Origin of the sequence: Lacrimispora indolis DSM 755 (assembly GCF_000526995.1) — a bacterium.
GTDB classification, from domain to species: domain Bacteria; phylum Bacillota; class Clostridia; order Lachnospirales; family Lachnospiraceae; genus Lacrimispora; species Lacrimispora indolis.
In genome coordinates this window covers 2,767,355-2,791,404 of sequence record NZ_AZUI01000001.1, presented here as the reverse complement: position 1 = coordinate 2,791,404, position 24,050 = coordinate 2,767,355, and the positions used below count along the sequence as shown (strand labels likewise).

Here is a 24,050-nt window from a genome sequence, read left to right as displayed (position 1 = left end):
ATGGCATCATGGTTCAGCCTTCCTCACATTCTGTGCTCTATGGGCAAAACAGAGCCAACTGATCAAAACATGGAGTTAGCTTACACTAACCCATATTACAATACCTGGATCATTTCTGTTTGTCAAGAGCTTTTTCAAAAAACAATCATCTTCCTATCTAGACCACAACTGCTGCTCCCCCTTTAAAAAAGGCCTCTCCAGGCTCGATGAGGAGCCTAAAGAGACCTTTTTCTTAACCCTGCTGCGGAACCTCAGACGGTCTTTTGCCAAGGGTAATATCTACATTTCTCTCCACATACTGCCCGTTTTCAAGAGACTGGACAGTAAGAGTCACGGTGGTTCCTCCTTCGTAATATTTAAGCATGTTGGTCAGGTCGTCATAAGTCTTAATGCCCTGGCCGTCAAACTTGGTAATGATATCCTTTTCCCGCAGTTCAGACTTGGAAGCTGCTCCGCCTTCTACGATCTTATAGATAAACACGCCCTGAGGCATACCAAGCTGCTGGCTTGTGGTCCCATCAATATTCTTGCACTGGATTCCTAAATATCCCTGGTTTTCATCGGCCACCTGGGTTCTGGTCTTTCTGGTCATCAGGGTGTCAATGATATCCTGGGCCTTGGAAATAGGAATGGCATAGCCCATACCTTCTACTTCTGTAGAAGAATATTTGGCTGAATTGATGCCGATCACCTCGCCCCGCATATTTAACAGAGCGCCGCCGCTGTTGCCGGGGTTAATAGCAGCATCAGTCTGGAGAAGATCGCGGCTTGTGCCATCCTCAGTCTGTACGGACCGGTCAAGAGCGCTGACATAACCAACGGTAACGGACTGTCCATAACCAAGAGCATTTCCTATGGCAACAACTCCCTGACCTACCTTCAGGCTATCGGAATTTCCAAGGGAAGCAATGGCAATCTTTGATAATGTGTCGGAAGATATGCCATTTAAAGGAACTGCAATCACTGCTAAGTCACTGTCCGCATCCGTTCCCTTAATGGAAGCATCTACGGCCTCTTCATCAATAAAGGTGACCTTTAATTCCTCCGCGCCCTGCACCACATGGTTATTGGTGACGATCAGCAGTTCATCATCGTTTTTTCCTACAATGATGCCGGAGCCGCTGCCTACCCCTTCCCTCTGCATAGGGCCGAACCAGGTCTGGCTTTCATAAATCACCTTGCTGGTAATGGCAACTACCGATGGCATGGCTTTGTCAACAATGGTGGAAACATCGTTGGCAGCGGTAATACTGGAGGTATTGGCAGCCTGGACTCCTGCCGGATCAGTAGTAGATGGAATGGTTTCCACCTGGCTGATTTCTACGGAATTTTTATTTCCGTAAGCTCCGGCCGCCCAGTTAATTCCCACCATGGTGCTTCCGGCAACCACACCAAAGACAAGAGCGCCTCCTACAATGCCGGCCGCCTTCTTTGCAAAGCTGCCTTTCTTCCTTGGCTTCCCTTCTTCCTGGTACACATTTTGTTCTGCTGCCCTGTGATACTGGTACTCCTGGTAATGAGGAATACTCTGCTGTGCGCTATAGGAACTGCGGTCCTGGATCTGATTGCCGCTTTCAGAATCCTGGGAGCTGGGTTTTTCCGGATCCGGATCCCTCATAATAAAATTTGTGGTAACTGCTTCTTCTTTATGCTCTTCAGGATTCACACGGCCTGTATCTTTGTTATCATATTCGTCATACATAAGATCTATCTCCTTTCATGTATACTTTTTATCTCTTTTGATAATCTGAGTTTATCAATGAAATGTGACCATTTTGTGATAAAATTATATTGAATATGTGAAAAGAAAAAAATCCCCGCATCAGCCGCCTTTTTTATCATCAGGGCCCTGTCTGCGGGGTATTTCTTTATCATTTATTCAATTAATTGCCGGTGGGCGGTGCAGAAACCACAGGAACCTCTGAAGCCGGATTGGTGGCTTCATTAGAAGGCTGGGAGGACGTCGTCTCTCCCGGACCGCCTGGCCCTGCCGAGGTGGTCTGAGGCGCCGTTGTCTCTTCTGCTGCCGTTGTCTGGCCGGTTCCGGGCCCATGAGAGTCTGTAGTTGTCTCCGGCGCACTGGTTGTCGGAGAAGGCTTTGTTTCTCCCGGCTTCGTTGCTCCGGTAGTTGATTCTGAAGGTCTTGTCTCTCCTGGTTTGGTTTCCTTTGTCTCTCCTGTACTGCCATCTGAGGAATCCGTAGGCTTTACAGGTTTTCCGTTTTCATCTGTAGCTCCAGTAGACCCGTCCTGGGAGGAGGATTCCTCTGCCCCGGTGGTCTTCTCAGGCTTTGTGGCTTCTGTGGTCTTCTTTGAATCATCTTCATCGTCCTTAGAAGAGTTGCCCTTGCCGGATCCCTGTTTATACATGCCGGAATCGGCGGCTATTTTAGCGCTTATTTTCTTGACCATATCTGATGGCTCATAGTTTTCCTTATCAAAAAGAAGACTGTGAAGCTCAGAAACATTTGATTCCAGAGTCTGAGGGATGACGCAGTCCCCTCTTTTTCCTACGGTCATATCACCGCGGGTAAAGGGAAAACCTCCTGTTTTGCCGATATGATATTTGCCTATATCCAACAGCAGCTCCGTAAAGTCGCTAAAGGTAAGGTTTGATCCGATCTGATCCACCTCCATCAATAAGATTCTGTTAAGCAGCCCTAAGTCTGCCTTTTTTGCCTTTTCAAAGGTTTTTTGAATCACAAGACGCTGACGTTCTGTTCTTGCATAGTCGGTATCCATTTTTCTCAGTCTGGCATAGGCTACAGCCTGCACCCCGTCCAGGTGATTCATTCCCGCAGATTTTAAATGGACTGACGGCACTCCTGTTTTCTCCACAGTTTCCGTGATAAAGGAGTTGATATAACGGAATTCCGCTTTGGTAATTTCAATGTCCACCCCGTCCAGCATATTGATCCCGTCAGCAACCGATTTCCAGTTAAAGGTAACGTATTCGCTGATATCCAGATCCAGATTCTTATTTAAGGCAGCCAAAGCCTGAGCTGCTCCTCCGGTGGCATAGGCAGAGTTTATTTTATTATAGGCATTTCCCTCTCCCGTATTTAAATATGTATCACGGAACACGGATACCAGCCTGATTTCTCCAGTATCTCTGTTAATATTGCAGACCATGATAACATCGGCATTGGTTCCCTTGTTTACATTGCCATCCCGGCTGTCAACGCCGAATATGGCAATGGTACGGTAACCTGTCATATGCTTCTTCTGTTCCGGAGACATGATCTCATTGCGCACCTGTTTCTCATTAAAATCATCCGGTCTTTGAATGGATCCCATGAGTCTGGCAACGTAAGCATAGGCGAAAATGCCTGCCAGAGTAAAGATTTCCAGGACCGCCATCACAATGATGCGGCGAATTTTTTTCTTCTTTTCAGCCTGGGCTGCAGACCGGCTGGCGGCCACACTCTTCTCCTGTCCCGGCACTCTCTGCTGCTGCTTGGCAACTCCGTCCCCTATGACAATCTGGCCTTTTGACGGGCCCTGGCCGTTTATGGAGATGGACCGGCTTACTGCTGCTTCCCTGGCACTCCCTGAAGCGGACCTGCTCACGGCTCCCTCCCGTACATTTCCTGATGCAGTACGGTTTCCTGCTGCTCCCTGGCCGCTTCCTGAATCAGTCCGGCCTCCGGCCATTCCCTGGCTATTTCCTGAAGCACCGCGGTTTCCTGCTGCTCCCTGACTGTTTCCTGACGCAGTGCGGCTACCCGCTGTTCCCTGGCTGTTTCCTGACGCAGTGCGGCTACCCGCTGTTCCCTGACTGTTTCCAGAGCCAGCACGGTTTCCCGCTGTTCCCTGACTTTTACTTGGACCGGCTCCCGATGAGGTTTGACCCTTAAAAGCTGTCTGGCCGGTTCCGGATGCAGTATTGGGTCGTTCGGCACTCCTGGCCCTTTCCCCGGTCCTGCTTTGCCTTCCGGCCGTATCACCAGCCTTTTTGGTGAAATCATTCCGGACTTCCGCCTGATTTGTTCTGCTGTATTTTCTTTCCTGATAATCCTCGTAATCATCATCCAGGTAGTAATCTTCGTCAGACGGATCTGGTTTTGAATCGAAACCGCGCTTTCCTTTTCTAATATCCTCGCGGCTTACTTCATCGTCAAATTCATTTCTCATTTATTTAACCTCATCCTAACTATGTCGTATCCAATATCAGTACGCATTTTTATTGATAAACCCTTTGAATATGGTAAGGAATAAGATCTTAAAATCAAATCCCAGGGTCCAGTTTTCGATGTAATACAAATCGTGCTCGATCCTTTTTGTAATGGAAGTATCGCCCCGGTATCCGTTCACCTGGGCCCAGCCGGTGATTCCGGGACGCACCTGGTGCTTGATCATATAACGGGGGATCTCCTCTTTAAATTTTTCAACAAAGAGAGGCCGTTCCGGCCTTGGCCCCACCAGACTCATATCTCCCCGAAGGACATTGAAAAACTGGGGCATTTCATCAATGCTCGTCTTCCGGATAAAACGTCCCACTGGTGTCACACGGGAATCGTGAGGAGTCGTCCATTTTATTTTTTCTTCGGATGGCGCCTGCACCACCATGGAACGGAATTTATACATATGAAACGACCTGTTGTGAAGGCCAACCCTCTCCTGCTTGTAAATAAGCGGCCCCGGAGCAGTGAGCTTAATGAGAACCGCTGTGACCAGCATGACAGGGGAAAATAAAATCAGAGCAACCGAGGCTCCAAAAATGTCCACCATCCGTTTTACCAGGGCATTCACAGTATCCGTAAGAGGCACCCGGCGGATGTTGACTACCGGCAGGCCCTGTAAGTCCTCAATAAAGGGCCTTGTTGGAATCATGTTATTATAATCCGGTATAAACTTGGTATGGACGCCTGATTTTTCACAGGAAGCTACGATTTCTTCCAAATTCGCATATTCGCTGATACTTAAGGTAATGGCGATTTCATCAAGAGAATTTAATGCAAGGATCTCATCTAAGTCATGAACCTTGCCAATGACATTGATCCCCCTGTATCCTGATCCCCATTCCTTTGTGTCATCAAGGATCCCCTTGACCTGATAGCCCCATTCAGGATTCACCCGGACCCTGTCTATAAAACCTTCTGCCGCACGGCTGTAACCGATCAGAAGGATGTGCTTCTGATTGTAGCCCTTGGAACGCATGGAGCGGAGCATGGAACGGAGCAGATTCCGCACAACGGTTTCCAGAACAATGTTGACGGCGCAGAAATAAAATACCATCCTGGTGGAAAACTCACGGAAATAGGGATTCTTCTTTGCCAGAAATAAGGCCAGGGAAAAAAGCAGAACTCCCAAAAGATTGGCCTTGCAGATATTGGCAAACTCATACCGCCTCTCCTGGACTCTTTTCGGCGCATACAAATGGAAGATGCCGTAAAGCAGTAAATAGGTGGGCAATATGATAAGAAGCGCCGCAAAATAGTACTGCGGTCCCAAAACCTGCTTATAAGGGCTGAACAACCGGTTTCCCAGCAAAAGAAGCAGCCATGCCAATACATAAGACGTAACAATGACCAGTCCATCCAGCACTACGTGAAACCCGTTTAATTTTTTCTGATTATCCTTAATCATAGCAGCAAAACCTTCCATTCGTGCATCGCACCATACTTCTCCACCATAATTCCCGTATATTATACATGATATGTCAATATGATGCCATTAAAATATTCTTAAAAAGACCTGAAAATTTTTAACTTTCTTCGTAAAAATTCCCATATATAGAGGAAGGTGCCAAAAATCAGCTCGCCTTCGATCCGAAAGTAATTTCCAAGGTGCTCCATCCGAAACCGCACCTTCTTAGTGTTTTTTGCCGTCCTTAAGCCCTCTTTCAGCCCCTCCACATAGTCGGAGGCAAAACCGATCTTCCGGAAAAACATGTATTTCACACAGATTCCCGCTAAGATAGGAAGCAGATTCACCAAAAGCTGCAAAACCGGCATATTCTTATAATTTAAATAAATAATGTTCCTGGCAGCCAGACGGACCTTAAAGGAATTATACTTGGATCCGCTGGTTCCGCTGCCCACATGATAGACCACAGCTGTTGGACAATAGAGGTTTATATATCCATGGATCTTTGCCCGGTATCCCACATCAGTATCTTCCAGATAAGCGAAATGAGCTTCGTCAAATCCGCCTATTTCCTCAAACGCTTTCCGCCTGTAAATGGCGGCTCCTGCGCAGGCCGAAAACACGCTGCGGACCTTTTGATAGCCCTTGCTGCTCTGTCCCACGCCCCTTTGATAGACCCAGCCCAATATGCTGTACATATCTCCGGCATCATCCATAAGCTCTTTATGGTAAAGCTGAATCATCTTGCTGCTGACGGAAAATATGTTCGGTGACCGGTCCATGGCATGTACCAGCTCCTTCACATAATCAGGCTCCGGCTCCGTATCATTGTTTAACAAAATGACATAAGGTGTTTTGGTATGGCGGATTCCCACGTTCACAGCCCCGGAAAAACCCGTATTTTCCTCCAGGAAAATGGAGGAGATGTTTTTCTCCTTCAGCCATTCCACGCTTCCGTCTGTGGAACCGTTATCCACCACAAGAAGCTCAAAGTTCTTATCACTCTGAGCTTCCAGGGCCTTAAAACAGGGTTCCATAAATTTTAATCCATTATAATTAGGAATAACAACCGTTACTTTTTTCTCCATCTCACACCTCAAGCTTATAGGGTTCCCCAATTTTTTCCTTCCGCAGGTCCCGCAGGGCAAAATTGGATTTGCGCAGGGTTAAGTTAGGGTTGTAATAAGGATCCCCATCCTTTAGGATATCCGGCCATTTCTGAGAAAACTTTTTGATCTCCTGGTTAAAACGTTCTACCTTCTCCGGCGTGTCCTCAAGCCCTCTTGATTTTGACTCATAATGATAAAACAAGGCATAAGGGGCATAAACCACCAGTTTCCTTAAGGCGCGAATCTTCATGCAGTAATCAATATCGTTAAAGGCAACAGCAAGGTCCTCGGAAAAACCTCCTGCTTTCTCAAACAGAGACCTTTTGCTCATCATACAGGCAGCCGTTACGGCGCTGTAATCACGGGCGCACATAGCCTGGTTAAAATAGCTGCTTTCCGCCTTGTGAAGTCCGATAAAGGTGTGCCCGGCAATGCCGCCGAAGCCCACCACCACACCGGCATGCTGAATGGTGTCATCGGAATAAAGAAGCCTGGCACCAGCAATGCCCACATCCTCCCTCTGGCAGAAGCCTAACATCTCATGGATGCTTTCCGGATTGATCATTTCCGTATCATTATTTAAAAACAAAAGATATTCACCCTTTGCATGGGTAACACCAAAGTTATTGATGGCAGAGTAATTAAACTCCCTCTCCCACTTAACCACATGGATAAAATCAAATTCCTTTTGGATCCTGTCATAATAAGCAAAGGTTTCCGGATCAATGCTGTTGTTCTCCACAACAATGAATTCCAGGTTCTGATAGGTGGACTTCTCTATGATGGAGCGCACACATAATTCCAGGTCAGCGCTGTGATCCTTGTTGGGGATAATGATGGATACCAATGGCTCTCCAGTAATTTTAAACCTGGTATGATAAATTCCGTAATCAATGCCCTTTTCCACAGACAGAGCCGGGGTGCCCACCCGGTCATAATGGGCCTTAATGGCCCTTGCTCCTGCCTCAAAGGCATATAATTTGCTCTCCGGATTGCTAGAGGTGGAATTCTGGTGGCAGCGCCAGTGATACAGGGCCTTGGGGATATGGTAAATCCTTCTGGCCTTTTCCGTGCAGCGGAAGATGAAATCATAATCCTGGGCGCCGTCATATTCCTCCCGAAAGCCTCCTACCTCCATGAGCAGCTCATGGTTTACCACAAATAAATGGCAGATATAATTGACGCTTGTTAAAAGATCAAGGTTAAAATCCGGCTTAAAATGGGGTTCAAATAATTCTCCTCCGTCAATGTCAAGCTTGTCCTCGTCTGTATAAACCACATCGATTTCCGGATCAGAATTGATCGCCCTTACACATTCAAACAAAGCGTCAGGTGCTAAGGTGTCGTCATGGTCAGCCAGAACGATAAAATCTCCTTTGGCCATTTCGATGGCCGCATTGGTATTTCCTGCGATCCCCTTATTCTCTCCCAGGATCACATACCGAATCCGTTCATCCTTTATGGCATAGCGCTTCAATACCCGTTCCACGCCCTCCCCCTTTGGGCTTCCGTCTGCAATGCACACCTCCCAGTTCCCATAGGTCTGGGCCAGCAGGGAGTCCAGCATGGCTGCCAGATAGCGCTCCGGAGTCTTATAAGCGGGTATTACCACAGACATTTTGGGCATATAATCAAAAAATGACTTTCTCTGGGCTTCCAGTTCCTCATCCGTGGTTTTCGTAAGGGCATACCATTCCGGATAATCATAATCGCTGTCAATTCCCTGAAGCTTATGTCTGGATTTTAGTACAAAAGCCTTAAAGCCGTTTTCCTTCCAGAAGTCCACAGCAGACCGAAAGGTCTGTACATTCATCATACTTTTCAGCTTTGCACTTTTTTTATGGGCGGAGCTGTTCTGTCTTTCAATGATTTCGGCGTTTAACTTCACTCTGGCAGTTTTCCCGTCACACCGGATCACCAGGGTCCTGTCCTCATTCTTTTCCCGGATATAGGGGATCCGGATATCAAACCCTAAATCCCTGTCCAGCGTTTTCTTAAAGTATATCTGGCACACATCATCTCTGCGTACTGGAACATACTTAAATTTCACAGGCTTTTCCTGTCCGTCCAAAACCTCAAACTCTGCTTCAGACTGAAGGCTCTTTCCAATGACCCAGCCGTTTAATACGATTGAATTTTCACGGATTCTTGCTACATCTATCTTATATTTCATTTCTGATCCCCATCCTCAATGGATGCCGCCATTAAAAGCATCCCTTCTTCTGAACTGTTTTCCGCTTTTTGGGAAAAATTGATTCTCTCTTCCTCAATGACCAGAGGCCGCTTCATGACACGGGCATTGATGGATAAAACGTATTCTCCCACAAGGCCTATAAAAAAGATCTGTACGGAGCCAAGAAAACACATGCCAATCAGGAGGGGCGCCATGCCGGCCGGGAAACGGTCCCAGTACACCAGCTTCATCACCAGATAAATAAGGGCTACCATCATGCTGGCAAAAGAACAGATACTTCCGAATATAGTGGCAAGGCGCAGCCCTACCTTAGTATAAGAAGTAACGCTTAACATGGCAGCATCATAGAGACGGTAAAAATTGTTGCTCGTCTTCCCTGCCCGTCTTTTGGGCTGTTCATAGGGGATTTCCCTGCGCTTAAAACCAAGCTCCGCCACAATCCCCCGAAGGAAGGGTGTCGGATCGTCCAGCTCCTTAAGAACCTTAATAAATTGTTCATCATATAAACCAAAACCGGTAAAATGCTCGATCTGCTCCACATCGGAAAGTTTTTTAATCGTTTTATAATAGCAGGTTCTCAAGGCATACATAAGCTTATTCTCTTTGCTGGATTTCTTGATCCCAATGACGATTTTATAACCCTTTTCCCATTCCTTTACATACCTTGGGATCATTTCCACCGGGTCCTGGAAATCCGCAGCCATGAGAATGGTACAGTCACCCATTGACTGGAGCATGCCGTAATAAGGGGAATTGAACTGTCCGAAATTCTTGGCGTTAAAAATCCCTTTTACCTTCTTATCCTGAGAACACATACTTCGGATGATCTCCCTGGTGCGGTCCTTTGAATCATTATCAATAAAAATCAGCTCATAGCTGTAATTTGGCAAATCACTTTTAAATATACGGTCAATCGCCTGGTACATGGAATTCACGTTCTCTTCTTCATTATAACAGGGGATGACGATGCTAATTGTTTTCATATGTTCACTTCCAATCTATCCGAACCATCACTTTAATTAAATCTTCCGGCTTTTCTTTCATAAGCTGTAAGGCGGTCTCCACCTGATCCAGGCCGTAAAGACGGTGAGTCACCAGCTTTTCCGGATTGATCCTTCCGTACTGGACCATTTTTAAGAGGCGTTCCATTCTCACTCTGCCGCCCTTTGCAAGCTCTGTGTGTATGGTCTTTCCTGCCATGCCCCGCCCTCCGGAAAACTTGGGAAAGGGCAGGTTTCCGGTACCGCCATAATAATTCACATTGGAAATGGTTCCGATCCCATACCTGGCCATATCTACCGCCTGGGCAAAGACTTCATCCCCGCCTCCGCAGATAATGACACTGTCAGCCCCTAAACCGGCTGTCCGTTCCATGACCTGATCCGTCACATTTCCATCCTTATAGCTTAAGACCTCTGTGGCCCCGAATTCCCTGGCAAGCTTTACACAAATGGGCCTGCTGCCAACTGCAAGAATCCTCGCAGCCCCCAGGTGGCGCGCTCCTTCCACCGCCATCAGCCCAATAGGGCCGATTCCCAGGACCACTACCGTATCTCCGATTTTTATATCCGCAGATTCCGCTCCGGTAAAACCGGTAGTAACCACATCCACGCACATAAGGGCCTGCTCCAGGGTGATCCCCTCAGGGATTTTCGCCAAAGTGGTATCAGCATCCGGAATCAGGAATTTCTCTGCAAAAACTCCCGGTGCCGTTCTTCCCAGCTGATGGCCGGAAAATGGAGCAGACGCGTGTTTAAAATTCCCCTCCTGAACACCTAAGGCTCTCCAGTCCGGGGTGATTGCAGGAACCACTACCACATCTCCTGCCGCAAAATCGCAGACCAGTTCCCCGGTTTCTAAGACCTCTGCCACACATTCATGTCCCAGGATCAGGTTGGGAGCCTTCCGGGACCCTCCGCCATATACCGTATGGACATCGGAGGAACAGGGGGTTACCGCCATTGGGCGGAGAATAGCCCCATAAGGAGTTACGGCCGGTTCCGGTGCATCATGCCAGCCGACCTTGCCAGGTTCGATCAAAACAAAAGCTTTCATAGGTTTTTCTTATATCCTTTCCAAATGATTGGATTTTAACGCCAGAATCTCCACATTCCGGCCAAATTTTTCCTGTATGATTCCCGCGATCTCATCCGTATAGCCTGGGGCCACGATCAAAATGGCATCTGCCGGGTCCGTATGATAATGATCCGGGGCTACGATGGGAAGGTGGGAGGCAGGGGCGTACTTTCCCTGCTTAAAGGGAGCGGAATCAATGATGTATCCGGCAAACCGGCCCACAGCCGTTGTAGAAGCCAGTGTAAACCCCTGATGGCTGGCTCCCCATATGGCCAGTTTTTTCCCACGGTCATTCAGATCTTCTGTCAGTTCTCCCATCTCCCTGCCAATGGTATCCAGACTTTCTTTCAGGCCTGATACGTCCACGGCTGACCGCTGGCTGTCAGATACCGGCTGACCGTCCGCCTTCTTTCTTTTTCTCACAATAACAGAAAGGGTATCCCGGTTCACCATTTCTTCCTCTAACACTTGAAAACCGGCCGTTTCCACCGTAAACCTAAGGGTATCAAAGGTATAATAGGCTAAATGGTCCCGGATCAATTCGTAATACCCGTCATGTTCCAGAATATATTCCAGGCTTGGTACCGTAATTAGGCCCACGCCCTCCTCTGATAAGTTGTCCGCAATGCATCGGAGCATTCCCACCGGATCCGGCTGGTGTTCCAGAAAATTAAAGGACAAAAACCCGTCATAGGGGCCGCTTGCGCTGCCGTCATCGGGTGCAAGGACTTCTCCCTTTTCTGCAAACTGTTTCCAGACCGCAAGGCCCCTTTCCCTGGCAAGCCGGACCAGGCTTTCCCTGTTTTCGATCCCATAAGCCTTTACAGGAAACTCTGATAACACAGAAAGGAATTCCCCCTGGCCGCATCCGACCTCGATCAGCTTCTTCCCTTCCAGATGGTATGCTTCAATAAAATGCCGGTACTGGCTTCTTCTTAAATTCACCATTGTGGTGGTAAATCCGCCGGACCGGATCACATCCTTGTAGTATGCCACAGGCTCACAGTCAAACTGAACCAGACCGCAGGTTTCGCACTGATGAAGAGAAAGGGAAATCCCATGCTCTTCCTTCATTTCTTCCTGCCCGGGGATATCCTGAGCCGAAGCGGGCATACCCCCAAGGGTCATCAAAGGTTTCCCCTCAAGAGGATTGCCGCACACAATACAAATCTTATCTCTCATACCACAAAAATTCCTCCATGTCAATATTTTTACATCCCAGGGGTTCAGGGGCATATGTCTGTATATCCGGTTGATCCCAGATGAAATAAGGGATACTGTTCATAAACAGAAGGTTGAAACAGGCTTTTTTCAGCCTTCAGTCTTATACGTCCGCCGGATCCCCTCCCGGAAACTCACAAGAGGCTGCCACCCTGTGGTCCTTTCCAGCTTTTTAATGTCAGGGATAAGATTTGCCGGTCCCTCTGCATTAGGTGCCCTTCTGCCGTAGCTGTAGCTACCGTGAAAGCCCAAAACCTCATACATGATCCGGATATATTCCCTTAAAGGACGGTTTTCCCCTTCCGGCCCAGCCACATTATAAATTCCGGAAACTGATTCTTTCTCCTGTTCCATTAAAAGTATCAGCGCCCGGATGCAATCATCAAGATATAAAAAATTCCATATTTGCGTACACTCCCCCAGGGAAATATACTCTCCTCTGCCAAATGCCTTAAGACAGCTTTCCACCAGGGACCATGGGTGATCCCCCGGCCCGTATACGCTGAATATCCTGGAATGAATGTATTCCATATCTGAAACGCCGTTTTTCCTCCAGTTCTCCGTCTGCTCCGCCGCTCTTTTAAAAAACTCCAGCTTGGCCCTGCCGTATTCGGATACTGGTCTGCACTCTGTTTCCTCTGTCATGGCCTCTTTATGAATTCCGTATTCCGCCTGGGAACCGCTGAATAGAAAGCGTTTGCAGCCAAGGCGTCTGGCTCCTTCCAAAGCCTTTAAGGAATCCTCCACGTTCTTTTGCTGCACTTCCGGCTTCATCCGGTTCTCACTTCCTGAGCCATCCCAGCCAAAATGATAAAATGCCTGGCATGGCTTAAGGATCACCTGATCAAGCTCATGAAGCTCCTCCAAATTCCTCTCAATCCGTATAAGGCCCTGGCGTTTTGCCCCAAGGCTTCCCATATTCTTTGAACCGGGCCGGACAACCGCATATACCTGGTTTTTCTCTTTTAAAAGCCGGTCAACCAATGCTCTTCCAAGAAAACTGGTGGCCCCTGTTACAACAACGTTCAACGTTTTTCCTCCCCTTGCTGTTTTTTATTTCTGCAGGATAGGGCATGTTTGAAAAGTGCTTGTTCCAAGCTTTACGTTCCGCTTTGTGGGAGATTTGCTCCAGATGAAGGCGACGCAGTAGGCTGCGCCAACTGAATCTGGGGTAAATATACCGCAAAGTGGGGCGTGCAGATTGGGGCAATGATTTTTCAAACACGCCCTAGGACCCAGGCGCAGGAATGCCTCCATTCCTGCGTCCAGCCAATGCTGCAAACGTTCACATGCTCCGCGGCATGCTGCAGGGTGTATCACTCCCTGATCCGGGAAATAATCATATTCCGGTCCATCTCCTCATCGGAAAGGAAGGGAGACAGATCCTCTAAAGGCGGCGAAATAAGAGTTCCGTCAGGAAGGCGCTTTGCAGAAGACTTGGGTTCAAAATTCTGATCCATGCTTACGAAAACCTCACAGATGACAGGCCCTTCTGTCGCCAGTGCCGTCTCAATGGCATTTTCCAGCTGGCTGTTATGATGGGCGCACACATAAGGGTATCCATAAGCGGCAGAAAGCTTTTCCATATCCGGAAAGCTTAAATCATGGCTGTCCACTCCGATTCCCACCAAAGGCTCTCCGAAGAAATTCTTCTGGGTCTGGCGAATGGAATGGTAACCTCCGTTATTGATCAGGAAAGTCTTCACCGGCATGCGATGATGTATAATGGTCTGAAGTTCCTGTAAGTTCATCTGGATGCTGCCGTCACCTGTTACCAGGATGATATCCTCTCCCGGCGCTGCCACGCAGGCTCCAATGGCCGCAGGCAGATCATAGCCCATGGAAGCCACCGCTGAATTGGACAGGAATCGCTGTCCCTTCTTAATCAAGTAGGCATGTCCTCCCACAACACAGGCAGAACCGTTTCCCACCACGGTGATCCTGTTTTCAGGAATGCGCTTGCTCAGCTCATTGATCAGAGCGTAAACATTTGCTCCTTCATCCTCTCCGCCGGTGTAATGCTTTGGGAGCACGACCGGATAGGTTTCCTTCCATCTCCTGCAGGTTTCATTCCAGGTCATGGAATCAAGGCCCTTTCCGCCGGAAAACAGGGGCTGGTCAGGGGTTGCCTTGTATTCTGAATCCAGAAGCTCCTCCAAGGCTGTCAGAAGGTCCTTTACATGAGCGTGGACCGGCATATCCGCGTGAACGGAGGGCTTTTTTAACTCCTCAGGGTCAATGTCATTGACGATCACATAGGCCTCTCTGGCCCATGTGGTATAATTGTACCCTACCTGGCGGATACTTAAGCGGCTTCCGAGGGAAAGGACCAGGTCGCTGTTTTGAATAGCAAAATTTCCTGCACGGTCTCCCATTCCGCCGCCCCGTCCTGTGTAAAGAGGATGGTCTTCCTCAATGCAGTCCTGGCTGTTCCAGCCGGTGACCACGGGTATTCCCAGCTTGTCCACTACCCTCAGGAACACTTCATGGGCCTGTCCGATATTGATCCCGTTTCCTGCATTGATTACCGGACGGGTGGAGGATTTTATTTTTTCTAAAATGGCTCTGGCAGTATCTGCGGATACCTTTTTCGGAAGGACCTGGCGCTTTTCTCCGCATCCGGCCTCATCCTCTTTTATCTTTGCTTCGCTTTTACCGGCCCAGCCGTCTCCGCCCTGCTCATAGTCTTCTGCTGAAAATCCAACCAGATCGTCCGTCTCAATATAGGCTCCCTGGACATTTAACGGAATGTCCAGCCAGGAGGGGCCTGGGCGGCCGGAATAGGCCAGGTAAATGGCTTTTTCCAGAGTGTAGCGGATCCTCATGGGATCAATCACCATCTCGCTGTATTTTGTCATACAGTCAACGGCCTTTATTATGTCAAACTCCTGGTCTCCCATGGCTCTGATCCCAACTCCTGACCACCTGGCAGTGGTGTCATAACGCACCTGACCGGATAAAATCAACATAGGAATGGAATCCAGAAAGCCTCCCAGAACTCCTGTAATAGCGTTGGTCCCGCCAGGACCTGTGGTCACGCAGACAGCTGCAATGTGCCCCTCTATTCTGGCATAAGCCTCTGCTGCAATGGCGCAGGCCTGCTCGTGATGGTTATATAAACAGTGCAGGCCTTCCTGATGCCCCAAAGCATCGTTTAAATGCATGGCTCCTCCGCCTGTAACGGTAAACACCTGTGTAATCCCGGAATCCACCAGCTTCTGGGAGATATAGTTGGATACTTTCATTCTCATGGATCGTCTCTCCTTTCCTCTTTCTTTCCATATTTACTGACATGGAGATATGCCTGTATGGTATTTTGAGGAATGTTTTTTTATTGTCCGCTGGGCAGCTTGCGAATCCTGCGGCTTCTGGTCCGCTGGGCAGATACGTATCATACGGCTTCTGGTCCGCTGGGCAGATACGCATCTTGCGGTTTCTGGTTCGTACTGCTGCTACGGGTCCTGCGGCTTCTGGTCCACACTGCTGCCTGCGGATCCTGCGGCTTCTGGTCCGTAGTGCTGCCTGCGGATCCTTCGGCTTCTGGTCCACACTGCTGCTACGGATCCTGCGGCTTCTGGTTCGCGATGCTGCTACGGATCCTGCGGTTTCTGGTCCACACTGCTGCCTGCGGATCCTGCGGCTTCTGGTCCGCACTGCTGCCTGCGGATCCTTCGGCTTCTGGTCCGTAGTGCTGCTACATATCCTGCAACTTCTGGTCCGCAGTGCAGCCTGCAAATCCTTCGGCTTCGCAGGCTCACAGGCATTCGCCTTATGAATCAGAACTCGAAAAAATTTTCTTACGTGCAAGCACGACGTAAATTTTTTTGAGTTCTGATTCGCACTGCTCATTGCTTTTGTGAAGATTATACCACACCCCCCCTTATTTTCCTATTAAAGTTTTCTTACTTTATAAATTCGAAAAGCTTCCATTTTTCGTCAGAAATTCCTTGTTACGGAAGATTTCTGCCGGGTTTATGGGGGAACCCCTGGGTTTTCTCTTGTTTTTTCTTGTTATGCTATCTCCTTCCATATCTGCCAGCAAACCACACTATTAAAGTACCTTCAAGGTACGTTATAATCGCAGAGTAATGCAACTATGGATTTTCGGCCACGATAAAACTTATTGCAAAAAAGGAGAGAACATATTTATGAAAAAGCATTTAAAATTGATGGCTGTATTATCCGCTGCCGGTGTATTAACCGTAGCAGCTCCAGAGCTGGGCTTAATCAGTACAGCAGCAACCGCTTACGCAAAAGTAATCGGCTGGGTTGAGGAAAACGGAAGCTGGAAATTTTATGACGATAATGATAGTTACGTAACCGATGCCTGGAAAAAGCGCGGCGAAGACTGGTTCTACTTAAACGAGGATGGCGAAGTCGCCACTAATGCACAGATCGATGAATATTATGTAGACGAAAGTGGAAAAAGAGTTTCTGACAAATGGATTTCCATGGAAAACGAAGAATTCTGGGACTCTGCTGATGCCCCTGAATTTTTATGGCATTACTATGGGAGAAACGGTAAGGAAATTATTTCCAAGTGGCAGAAAATCAACGATAATCAGTACTACTTCAATGACCAGGGTGAGATGATGACCGGAAAAGTCGATATTGAAGGAAGTACTTATTATTTGGGTGAAGTAGGTGACGGTGTCATGAAAACAGGCTGGATCGAGCTTGAGAATGATTCTGATGATCTTGACGAAACCCATTCCTGGTACTATTTTGATAAGACCGGCCGTATGATAGACAATCAGGTCGACAAAAAGATTGATGGTAACTACTATACCTTTGTAGACGGAATCATGCAGACCGGTTGGTACAAGCTTCCGGATACCGCAACTGCTTCCGAAGCAACCGTTGATATCCAGACCGCAGCCGGATACCAGTACTATGATCTGGAAAGCGGAGCACGGGTTGAGGGTTGGAAGCAAATCGAAGGTATTGAAGGACTCAGCGAAGAAGGCGAGATCTATACCTTCTATTTCAAGAATGGCGCTCCTTATTCCGCAACAACAGGTCTTGAATTATTTACCATTGATTCCAAAAAATATGCATTCAATACTAAGGGAGAAATGCAGACCGGACTGGAAGTCGTTAACTTAGAAAACGGCGGAATTGCCAACTTCTACTTTGGAACAGACGGCGCAATGGCTACCGGAAAGCAGACAATTTACAACGAGGATCTGGATGAAGATCAGGTATGGTTCTTCCAGACAGAAGGAACAAACAAAGGCCAGGGAGTTCACGGTGTCCGTGACAACGTCCTGTATGAATATGGCTTAAGAAAAGAAGCTGATGCCGATTTAAAGGTTGCTCCTATTTCCTTTGAAGGCAAGCAGTACCTTGTAAATGCCAGCGGTTCCCTCCAGAAAGCAACCTCCTCTTCCAAGTCAGCTACAAATCCAGAGCTTGGAGCAGGATATAAAGATTATAAGGATTCCAATGACAAAGTATGGATTGTCGATGTAAACGGCATTATCCAGTAAAATTACAACAAATAAAGTACAAAAGATTCATCCGTTCAAACAAAAAGAGGTCCTCACGTTCATGCGTGAGGACTTCTTTTATGCATTCTGCACCAATTATTCGATATTTTTTGTATAGCTTCTATAAACTTACATTTTTTTTATATATTTTGTACCTTTTTGCGTTATATTTTGAATTATTTTACGTTATATATTATAGAGGTGGGTTGTCTTTAATCTAAAAAAAGGAGGAGACCGATGAGAGAACTGTCCGTGTACTATTATCCTAAATGCGGTTACTATGGATACTATCAGCTTCAGCGGAACGCAGTTTGCCCCAAGTGCAGGGAGGATATGGTAACATTATCCATCAGTTATCAGGATTTTATGGATCTCTCCTGTGAAGCAAGGGACGAATTGCTCTCCGCCCACATTATTGCAGCATCTTCTCCCTATGTCCGGCGCCTACTGGCGCCACACAAGGTCAATAACAACAGGGAGATTATCGCCCGCATGGGGGATCGCATTACCGAATTAGAAATAGAAAATGAAAAGCTGAATAAAACTATTGAATGGATGCACCAGACAATCTGGGAGCTGATGCGCAAGACCAAAGGACTTGATCCCGGCAGCAACGAAAGTTCCAAAACCGGAATTGACCCCTGACAGGGATACTGCCGGGAGTGCCCCCGCACTTCCCGGCCATTCCTGGTCAGGCCACTCCATCAGCGCTTATGTAACGACCGATCAGTCTGTTTAGCGTCTGATTTAACCTTTTAATCACTTTATGGAGTTTTTCATTCTCTTCCATAAGCCTCTCATTCTCCATCTCTATAATCCTTAGCCTCTCAGCGTCTGTCATATAGAAAACCCTCCTTTTTTCTGCTTTTCTTGTAATCACTATAAGCCGTTTCTAACTGTTTGAAAAGCAAAACAAATCGCAATATTCGACATTATTTTGTCATTCGTTAATAATTTGGCCATATTTTTTTCTAAAAAGAGACTAAAATACTACATCTATTTATTTTATTGGAATAGGGTACAATATGTGCGATTGTATATTGTCGATAAAATTGAGAGGAAAATTAGCGTTTTTGGAAAATTTTTGAGAAGAAGTGGGAATAATATATCACATTTTTTATTGCTTAGGAGAGGAAGATTTGTGGGAAAGGTTGATGATTGGGGCTATATTAAGTAAGATATTGTGATTATTAGCGGAAATCCTTATGGGAATTATTTGCTTGATAAATGATTAAATTTTATGCTTATATTGCTATGTTGTGATCTCTGCATTGTAATCTCTATGTTCATATTACCAGGCTTATTGAGTAAATATTATCTATTATATATTATAAACTTTTGCTAGATCGTTGCAGTGGATATTGCAATTTTATGCTGTCAACGGATCCGTGAGTATCATTTGTATGTATTAATCAAATCTAATGATTTGAAATGGTTTATTATTTGTGTGATATTTTAACGAATACTAAGTTTAATAATAAATTACATTAAAAATATAATTCATCAATTAATTATTAAAAATTTTGATTAGAGTCTTGTTAGCAGATCAAGGATTCCCGGTGGCGTCATATAGTTAATTCCACATAACTCATTGCCATGTGATAAATATTTTACATATCCTGCGTATGTAAGAAGTATATCTATTCTAATCATATTCTTCCTTTGTTTTTGATATTGATTGCCATATTTACCGCCATGCCGCAGATAAAGTCATCTATTCAAACAGAAGTACAATCGAAAAAGGGTTATCCGTCTTTCCCCCACTGCAACTTCCTTCTAGGCCTTTTGGCGGAATATTTTTATTCTCTGGATATTTTTATTTCTTGATCTCTCAGCCGCTTTCTGTCCCTTGGACTTAGGGATTGCCGAATCAGTATGCAAGATATTCATTGTTATGGGTATCAGTATGGTAAATACGGCGGCAGGGATCATTATTAGTAAAGAATAAAGCGTCTTCTTTACAGGCTTCCGCGCCGGAGCGCGGCTGCTTTTGCAACCGTATTTCCTTAACGCAGGGTGCGCAGATTTCATCCCGGGTAAGCCCCAGGGTGAGGATCGAACCCGAGGGTATCCCCCCGGAGGGCTTTTATATCATAGGATGCACTTTCTTATGATATAAAAAGAACAAGCGTAAGGTCGGACCTTACGCTTGCTTTTTTCAAATCATAGATAGAGTTTGATTAATTTATCTTTCGATCCGGACTCGCCTGGAAATATCTTCCTTCTCTTTAGGATCCGGTTCTTCTCCAATACCACCGAAAGGCATTTGAGCAATCAGTAAATAGCTCTCTGGCAAATCAAACAATTCATGCACCTTTTGGTCAATAACCGGGTTATAATGCTGTAAGGAGGCACCGATCCCTAATTCCCTCAGCCCACTCCAAATGCTGATCTGGAGCATTGCACTGGATTGCACCGCCCATACCGGAAAGTTGTCCGCATATAGTGGAAATTGCTCCTGTAGCCCTTTTACCACCTCTTGATCGTAGAAATAAAGGATCGTTCCTGCTCCGGCTTTAAAGCTGTCGATTTTTTCTCTTGGAACCTGCCCGCCAAAAACATCGTAGATAGAGTCCCATAATAACTCCTGTTTCTCTTCCAAAACCACCACAATCCGGGAGCTTTTCATATTAAATGCATCAGGTACCAGTTCTGTTAACTTCTCAGTCTGCCGGATAACTTGACTAATCTCAACGGGGAGTTCCTTATTTATATTATAATAGCTTCTTCGCTTTTCTAAAGATTGAATAATACTCATTTTGATACCTCCTGGTTTTATTAAAAACACTTTTATTTATTATCATATGACATTTCTTTTTGTAAAAAGGTTCCTTGTTCTAAATCTGCAAAAGCCTTTTGCAATTCAGCTTTTGTGTTCATCACAATGGGTCCTCCCCAGGCTATAGCCTCTCCCAAAGGCTTGGAACTTACAAACAATATCTGGGCATTTTCTTCGGTGCTTTTTATCTCCACTCTGTTGCCGGAAGTAAGCTTTGCTGCTGTCTTCTCTTTCACCCGTTCACCTCCGATAAAAACCTCTCCTGACAGAGTAAAAATCATAACCGATCGGTCTGGCTCCGTATCTATAAAAACAGAAGCGTTGGGATCGAGATGGATATCGTAATAGTCCAGAGGAAGATATTTACTCATGTATCCTTTTTTGTCTTTGTATTGCCCGGCAAGAAGTCTCAATTTCCCATTCTCAAGGTCAATCTCTTCAATCTCTTCATTTTTGATGCTGTGATAGGCTGGGGAAGTCATTTTATCCTTTGAAGGCAAGTTCAGCCATAACTGCACTCCAAGCATTCGTTCCGATGACGGCAGCTTCTCTTCATGCAGGATTCCGGAACCTGCCGTCATCCACTGAACTTCTCCGTCTGAAATGGAATCTTCATTTCCCAGACTGTCCCTGTGGACCATCTGCCCGCGGTATACATAACTGATGGTTTCAATGCCTCTATGAGGGTGCATTGGAAATCCGGCTGTGTAGTCGTCAGGATTTATGCTGTCAAAGGAATCCAACATCAATATGGGGTCGTATTCCTCCGTTGTTTCATGTCCTAATACCCTGACTAGCTTCACTCCTGCACCATCCTGAGTTCTGAAACCTCTGATCTGTCTTTTAACCTTTCTCTCCACTGATCTCATCTCCAAACTTTTTTAATAAGTTAGCCAGCTGTTCCTTTTCTTCATCAGTCCAATAGGACATTAACTCAATGATTCTGGCTTCGTTTCTTGGGTAAACCTGGCCAATCAGCTCCTGTCCCTGCGCAGTAATATGCAGAATGCACCGTCTCTTATCCTTGGTATCTGTTTTTCTTATAAGATAACCTCTTTTTTCAAGATTATTTATAATTAATGGCATAGTACCGCCGGAGCTTAGTATTTTTTCCTGGACCTGGCCAACGGTCATATCACCTTTGTGATACAAAGCTTCCAATACAGCAAATTGGCCCAGGGTAAGTTGGTACTCTGAAAAAATTTTGGTTGACTGGCGGTCAATATAGTTTATGGCCCGATGGAGGCCAATTAGGATTTTTAATTCTGTTTTTGCCATTGCTCCTCCTATATTATCTCTATGTAGTTATATATTACTCTGTGTAGAGGTAAAATGCAAGAGGGTTTTTTTATTTATTTGAGGTTTTTGATAGAAATGCTATGTAAATCTGTGTATTGACTACCGACATTTTTCTGCTTTTGAAAAAGTCAGACTTCGTTGTTATTCAAGCTGCAAAATAGCCGCATTGCGTCTGACTAAGGCATCTGATCTTCAATTGGGCGCATATAAACAGAATACACAGTTTCGGCGTAGTAACACCGGTTTAGGAGGCCTCTGCTTAAAACTGTATGCGTTAACGTAATATGAGGCAATGTACCATTTATCCCCCAATTATCGGCTACCAGACTTTAGTATCCTGCTTTTGACCATAGTTTTCATATCTTCTTCATACCTTTTTCCGTCAAAATCTGGATTGCCTCGTTAACCCGAACTGTATCTTCTGAATCAATTGGGTACGATGGGCTTTTCCTTCCTGCAACCTTTCCTCCATAAACCATCTGAACCTTTATTACAGAATGGAACACCCCATCCCACTCTTCGTCTCCTAATGAAACCTTATACTGTGTTCCTATCGGGTGCGGCTTTGACGCATCCACAAGAATTGACTGTCTTGGATAAAAAACACGTGCCATATGGAACAACTCCCCCTCACTCAAAATGTTTTAACAGTTTATGATCTAATAACTGATTTTAGCTTTTCGTCTCAATCTATAAATTACTATAGTAACCTATAGATTTTGTGATATTTTCTGCCCGTTATTAACGGGCAGACCATTTTTACTACTTGAAAAATCGAAAAAACTTCATTGCCAATCAGAATCAGGCTAGTTGAATCCATTCAAATTTTAGGTTACAGTTTTTTACGCCTTTAACTTTAAGCGTCTACGCAACTTTTACTGGAATCCAGCATAATATATCCCACTATATTTTTTTTCAAATTTAAGACGGTTTCAACTTCCCTCTCTATCTCCTTATGCCTTGATTCTTTCCGGGTTTCTACCAGAATGATCTCATCGTATTCCGGAATTCTTTGTAATGTCAGTACATTTCTGGTCATATCTGCGCCAAACTCCAGTTTAAGCTCAGGAAGCCTCTTCTGAAGTTTTATCACTAAGCTTTCTAAAACTTCCTTTTCCACGGTTCCCGTAAGGAATATTGACTTGTCTTCAAGAATAAAATTATGAATATTTACAGCAATCATATCGCAGACTAATTCATCAGGTATATTCTCTTTTCCTTCCAAGCTATCCAACAATTCATCAATACGAGAAAAAGACTTTTTATCTCTTTTCTCCGTAAATCCACCTAAAAACTTCAAGCCAAAGCGATCCTTTAAATCGTTGTCCGTACTTAATTTACCGTTCATTACAAAGATAACGCTTATTCCAAAAGCGGTCAAAAATGCTCCCGCAATCCAACCCAGTATTCCGTATTTTACTCCTGCTTTTAATATTGAGATTTTAGATAACGCAACAGGTTTTGTCGGCTCTACTAACTCGTCCAGAGCCTCCTCAGCTTCTTTTAAGCTATTATTTGTATCTGTTAAATTTTTCACCTTCTGCTGTTGGTAATCCGTCAAAGACTGGTCTGTAACCACACCCACATCCTGGTTCATTAATGATATGCTATGCTGCCCTAATTTTTCCTGCACCTCAGACTGTTCAGATTCTATGCTATCTATAATTTCATTCAGTATCTCCTCAGCACCTATTTCATCCGGATAAGTAATGCTCACATTAAACATGTTGCTGTCGTAATCCACAGTAACCTTAATCAACTCTTTTAGATATATTAAATCAATTCCCTTTTGCTCAGCTAAACCTGCTAAAAATCCTCCCTGCTGAATCGCAGAGGCATATGCTTTAACGACTCCGTCCGCATAGTCCACTGTCAGCACCGTAAGTCCCATTTCCTGTGATGGCTCCAGCATTCTGACAAAAACATCCACCGATGCCGTCCCTTTATTATAAGGGTCTATCTTTAGAAGAATGGAATTTTCCTTATACTTCTCCTGATAGGTAATGCTTGCAGTAAGATTGGCAATGTCTCTCTCATATCCTTTTTTTGACTGTTCGTACTTGTCCAAATCATTTTTATACTGCTCTTTTAGGTCTGATACAAACTCCTCGTTTCCCTGATTCATCAGTTCTTTTCCGCCCTTATATCCTCCGAGCAGAATTGCAAGTGCGAACGCAGTCAGCATAATGGGCCGCCACTTTCTAAGAACAGTAAACAGCAAATCTTTTAAATTAATCTCCTGCTCATAAGCATTGTTATTCATCTGTCTTCTCCTTTAAGCTATAATTATTCCTT

At 45.6% G+C, this 24,050-nt stretch carries 20 protein-coding genes; 2 read left to right on the top strand and 18 right to left on the bottom strand.

The genetic code is table 11. The features are described from left to right. Positions 1-232 precede the first annotated feature (232 nt). The 12 genes from K401_RS0113345 to K401_RS0113300 form a co-directional block, all read right to left on the bottom strand. The gene (locus K401_RS0113345) at positions 233-1,702 is read right to left on the bottom strand and encodes a S1C family serine protease (RefSeq protein ID WP_024293424.1); all 1,470 of its coding nucleotides are present in this window, start codon (positions 1,700-1,702) and stop codon (positions 233-235) included. A 181-nt stretch (positions 1,703-1,883) separates the two neighbouring features. Continuing rightward, the gene (locus K401_RS31865; protein ID WP_166435273.1) at positions 1,884-3,569 is read right to left on the bottom strand and encodes an LCP family glycopolymer transferase; all 1,686 of its coding nucleotides are present in this window, start codon (positions 3,567-3,569) and stop codon (positions 1,884-1,886) included. Continuing rightward, the gene (locus tag K401_RS33205) at positions 3,566-3,967 is read right to left on the bottom strand and encodes a hypothetical protein (protein ID WP_166435272.1); all 402 of its coding nucleotides are present in this window, start codon (positions 3,965-3,967) and stop codon (positions 3,566-3,568) included. Before K401_RS33205 ends, K401_RS31865 begins: the two co-directional genes overlap by 4 nt. 202 nt (positions 3,968-4,169) lie before the next feature. After that, a complete protein-coding gene (locus tag K401_RS0113335) occupies positions 4,170-5,588 on the bottom strand; it encodes an undecaprenyl-phosphate glucose phosphotransferase (RefSeq protein ID WP_024293422.1) in 1,419 nt (472 codons plus the stop codon). Between the two features lie 98 nt (positions 5,589-5,686). Further along, positions 5,687-6,676, bottom strand: a complete 990-nt coding sequence (locus tag K401_RS0113330) for a glycosyltransferase family 2 protein (RefSeq protein ID WP_024293421.1) — start codon at positions 6,674-6,676, stop codon at positions 5,687-5,689. A gap of 1 nt (position 6,677) precedes the next feature. Further along, entirely contained in the window at positions 6,678-8,870 is a 2,193-nt protein-coding gene (locus K401_RS0113325; protein ID WP_024293420.1) for a glycosyltransferase family 2 protein, read from the bottom strand. Next, positions 8,867-9,874 carry a glycosyltransferase family 2 protein gene (locus tag K401_RS0113320; protein WP_024293419.1) on the bottom strand — a complete coding sequence of 336 codons (1,008 nt, stop codon included), beginning with the start codon at positions 9,872-9,874 and terminating at the stop codon, positions 8,867-8,869. Before K401_RS0113320 ends, K401_RS0113325 begins: the two co-directional genes overlap by 4 nt. 4 nt (positions 9,875-9,878) lie before the next feature. Beyond that, entirely contained in the window at positions 9,879-10,946 is a 1,068-nt protein-coding gene (locus K401_RS0113315; protein ID WP_024293418.1) for a zinc-binding dehydrogenase, read from the bottom strand. 9 nt (positions 10,947-10,955) lie between these two features. After that, positions 10,956-12,149 carry a class I SAM-dependent methyltransferase gene (locus K401_RS0113310; protein ID WP_024293417.1) on the bottom strand — a complete coding sequence of 398 codons (1,194 nt, stop codon included), beginning with the start codon at positions 12,147-12,149 and terminating at the stop codon, positions 10,956-10,958. Between the two features lie 129 nt (positions 12,150-12,278). After that, complete coding sequence (locus K401_RS0113305; protein ID WP_024293416.1) at positions 12,279-13,217, bottom strand: NAD-dependent epimerase/dehydratase family protein; 939 nt, start codon at positions 13,215-13,217, stop codon at positions 12,279-12,281. 24 nt (positions 13,218-13,241) lie between these two features. Further along, a complete protein-coding gene (locus K401_RS34060) occupies positions 13,242-13,445 on the bottom strand; it encodes a DUF6783 domain-containing protein (protein ID WP_084493106.1) in 204 nt (67 codons plus the stop codon). A gap of 59 nt (positions 13,446-13,504) precedes the next feature. Then, a complete protein-coding gene (locus tag K401_RS0113300) occupies positions 13,505-15,439 on the bottom strand; it encodes a thiamine pyrophosphate-binding protein (protein ID WP_024293415.1) in 1,935 nt (644 codons plus the stop codon). 897 nt (positions 15,440-16,336) lie between these two features. On the opposite strand from K401_RS0113300, the gene K401_RS0113290 reads away from it, so the two are divergent. Beyond that, positions 16,337-17,677: a PspC-like choline-binding domain-containing protein gene (locus tag K401_RS0113290; protein WP_024293413.1), complete on the top strand. Its 1,341-nt coding sequence runs from the start codon at positions 16,337-16,339 to the stop codon at positions 17,675-17,677. 237 nt (positions 17,678-17,914) lie between these two features. Next, on the top strand, positions 17,915-18,322 hold the full coding sequence (locus K401_RS0113285; RefSeq protein WP_024293412.1) for a hypothetical protein: 408 nt from the start codon (positions 17,915-17,917) through the stop codon (positions 18,320-18,322). 46 nt (positions 18,323-18,368) lie between these two features. On the opposite strand, the gene K401_RS33200 is transcribed toward K401_RS0113285, so the two are convergent. The 6 genes from K401_RS33200 to K401_RS0113250 all read right to left on the bottom strand — a co-directional run bounded on the left by K401_RS33200 (position 18,369) and on the right by K401_RS0113250 (position 24,018). Further along, positions 18,369-18,518 carry a hypothetical protein gene (locus K401_RS33200; RefSeq protein WP_166435271.1) on the bottom strand — a complete coding sequence of 50 codons (150 nt, stop codon included), beginning with the start codon at positions 18,516-18,518 and terminating at the stop codon, positions 18,369-18,371. A gap of 1,344 nt (positions 18,519-19,862) precedes the next feature. After that, positions 19,863-20,435, bottom strand: coding sequence for a nitroreductase family protein (locus tag K401_RS0113270; protein ID WP_024293410.1), 573 nt, complete (start codon positions 20,433-20,435; stop codon positions 19,863-19,865). A gap of 32 nt (positions 20,436-20,467) precedes the next feature. Continuing rightward, entirely contained in the window at positions 20,468-21,325 is an 858-nt protein-coding gene (locus tag K401_RS0113265) for a pirin family protein (RefSeq protein ID WP_334291567.1), read from the bottom strand. Continuing rightward, on the bottom strand, positions 21,300-21,734 hold the full coding sequence (locus tag K401_RS0113260; RefSeq protein WP_024293408.1) for a MarR family winged helix-turn-helix transcriptional regulator: 435 nt from the start codon (positions 21,732-21,734) through the stop codon (positions 21,300-21,302). Before K401_RS0113260 ends, K401_RS0113265 begins: the two co-directional genes overlap by 26 nt. 377 nt (positions 21,735-22,111) lie before the next feature. Beyond that, entirely contained in the window at positions 22,112-22,369 is a 258-nt protein-coding gene (locus K401_RS0113255; protein WP_024293407.1) for a hypothetical protein, read from the bottom strand. Between the two features lie 242 nt (positions 22,370-22,611). Next, positions 22,612-24,018 carry a GumC domain-containing protein gene (locus tag K401_RS0113250; protein ID WP_024293406.1) on the bottom strand — a complete coding sequence of 469 codons (1,407 nt, stop codon included), beginning with the start codon at positions 24,016-24,018 and terminating at the stop codon, positions 22,612-22,614. Positions 24,019-24,050 lie beyond the last annotated feature (32 nt).

Excerpts from the sequence above, each read along its gene's own strand:
- K401_RS0113265 (WP_334291567.1), bottom strand. The coding sequence starts at position 21,325 with ATGAGATCAGTGGAGAGAAAGGTTAAAAGACAGATCAGAGGTTTCAGA.
- K401_RS0113250 (WP_024293406.1), bottom strand. The coding sequence starts at position 24,018 with ATGAATAACAATGCTTATGAGCAGGAGATTAATTTAAAAGATTTGCTG.
- K401_RS0113320 (WP_024293419.1), bottom strand. The coding sequence starts at position 9,874 with ATGAAAACAATTAGCATCGTCATCCCCTGTTATAATGAAGAAGAGAAC.
- K401_RS0113255 (WP_024293407.1), bottom strand. The coding sequence starts at position 22,369 with ATGGCACGTGTTTTTTATCCAAGACAGTCAATTCTTGTGGATGCGTCA.
- K401_RS0113260 (WP_024293408.1), bottom strand. The coding sequence starts at position 21,734 with ATGGCAAAAACAGAATTAAAAATCCTAATTGGCCTCCATCGGGCCATA.
- K401_RS0113300 (WP_024293415.1), bottom strand. The coding sequence starts at position 15,439 with ATGAGAATGAAAGTATCCAACTATATCTCCCAGAAGCTGGTGGATTCC.
- K401_RS33205 (WP_166435272.1), bottom strand. The coding sequence starts at position 3,967 with ATGATTTCACCAAAAAGGCTGGTGATACGGCCGGAAGGCAAAGCAGGA.
- K401_RS0113290 (WP_024293413.1), top strand. The coding sequence starts at position 16,337 with ATGAAAAAGCATTTAAAATTGATGGCTGTATTATCCGCTGCCGGTGTA.
- K401_RS0113285 (WP_024293412.1), top strand. The coding sequence starts at position 17,915 with ATGAGAGAACTGTCCGTGTACTATTATCCTAAATGCGGTTACTATGGA.
- K401_RS0113270 (WP_024293410.1), bottom strand. The coding sequence starts at position 20,435 with ATGAGTATTATTCAATCTTTAGAAAAGCGAAGAAGCTATTATAATATA.
- K401_RS0113310 (WP_024293417.1), bottom strand. The coding sequence starts at position 12,149 with ATGAGAGATAAGATTTGTATTGTGTGCGGCAATCCTCTTGAGGGGAAA.
- K401_RS0113325 (WP_024293420.1), bottom strand. The coding sequence starts at position 8,870 with ATGAAATATAAGATAGATGTAGCAAGAATCCGTGAAAATTCAATCGTA.
- K401_RS0113345 (WP_024293424.1), bottom strand. The coding sequence starts at position 1,702 with ATGTATGACGAATATGATAACAAAGATACAGGCCGTGTGAATCCTGAA.
- K401_RS0113315 (WP_024293418.1), bottom strand. The coding sequence starts at position 10,946 with ATGAAAGCTTTTGTTTTGATCGAACCTGGCAAGGTCGGCTGGCATGAT.
- K401_RS0113335 (WP_024293422.1), bottom strand. The coding sequence starts at position 5,588 with ATGATTAAGGATAATCAGAAAAAATTAAACGGGTTTCACGTAGTGCTG.
- K401_RS0113330 (WP_024293421.1), bottom strand. The coding sequence starts at position 6,676 with ATGGAGAAAAAAGTAACGGTTGTTATTCCTAATTATAATGGATTAAAA.
- K401_RS34060 (WP_084493106.1), bottom strand. The coding sequence starts at position 13,445 with ATGGAGGCATTCCTGCGCCTGGGTCCTAGGGCGTGTTTGAAAAATCAT.
- K401_RS33200 (WP_166435271.1), bottom strand. The coding sequence starts at position 18,518 with ATGACAGACGCTGAGAGGCTAAGGATTATAGAGATGGAGAATGAGAGG.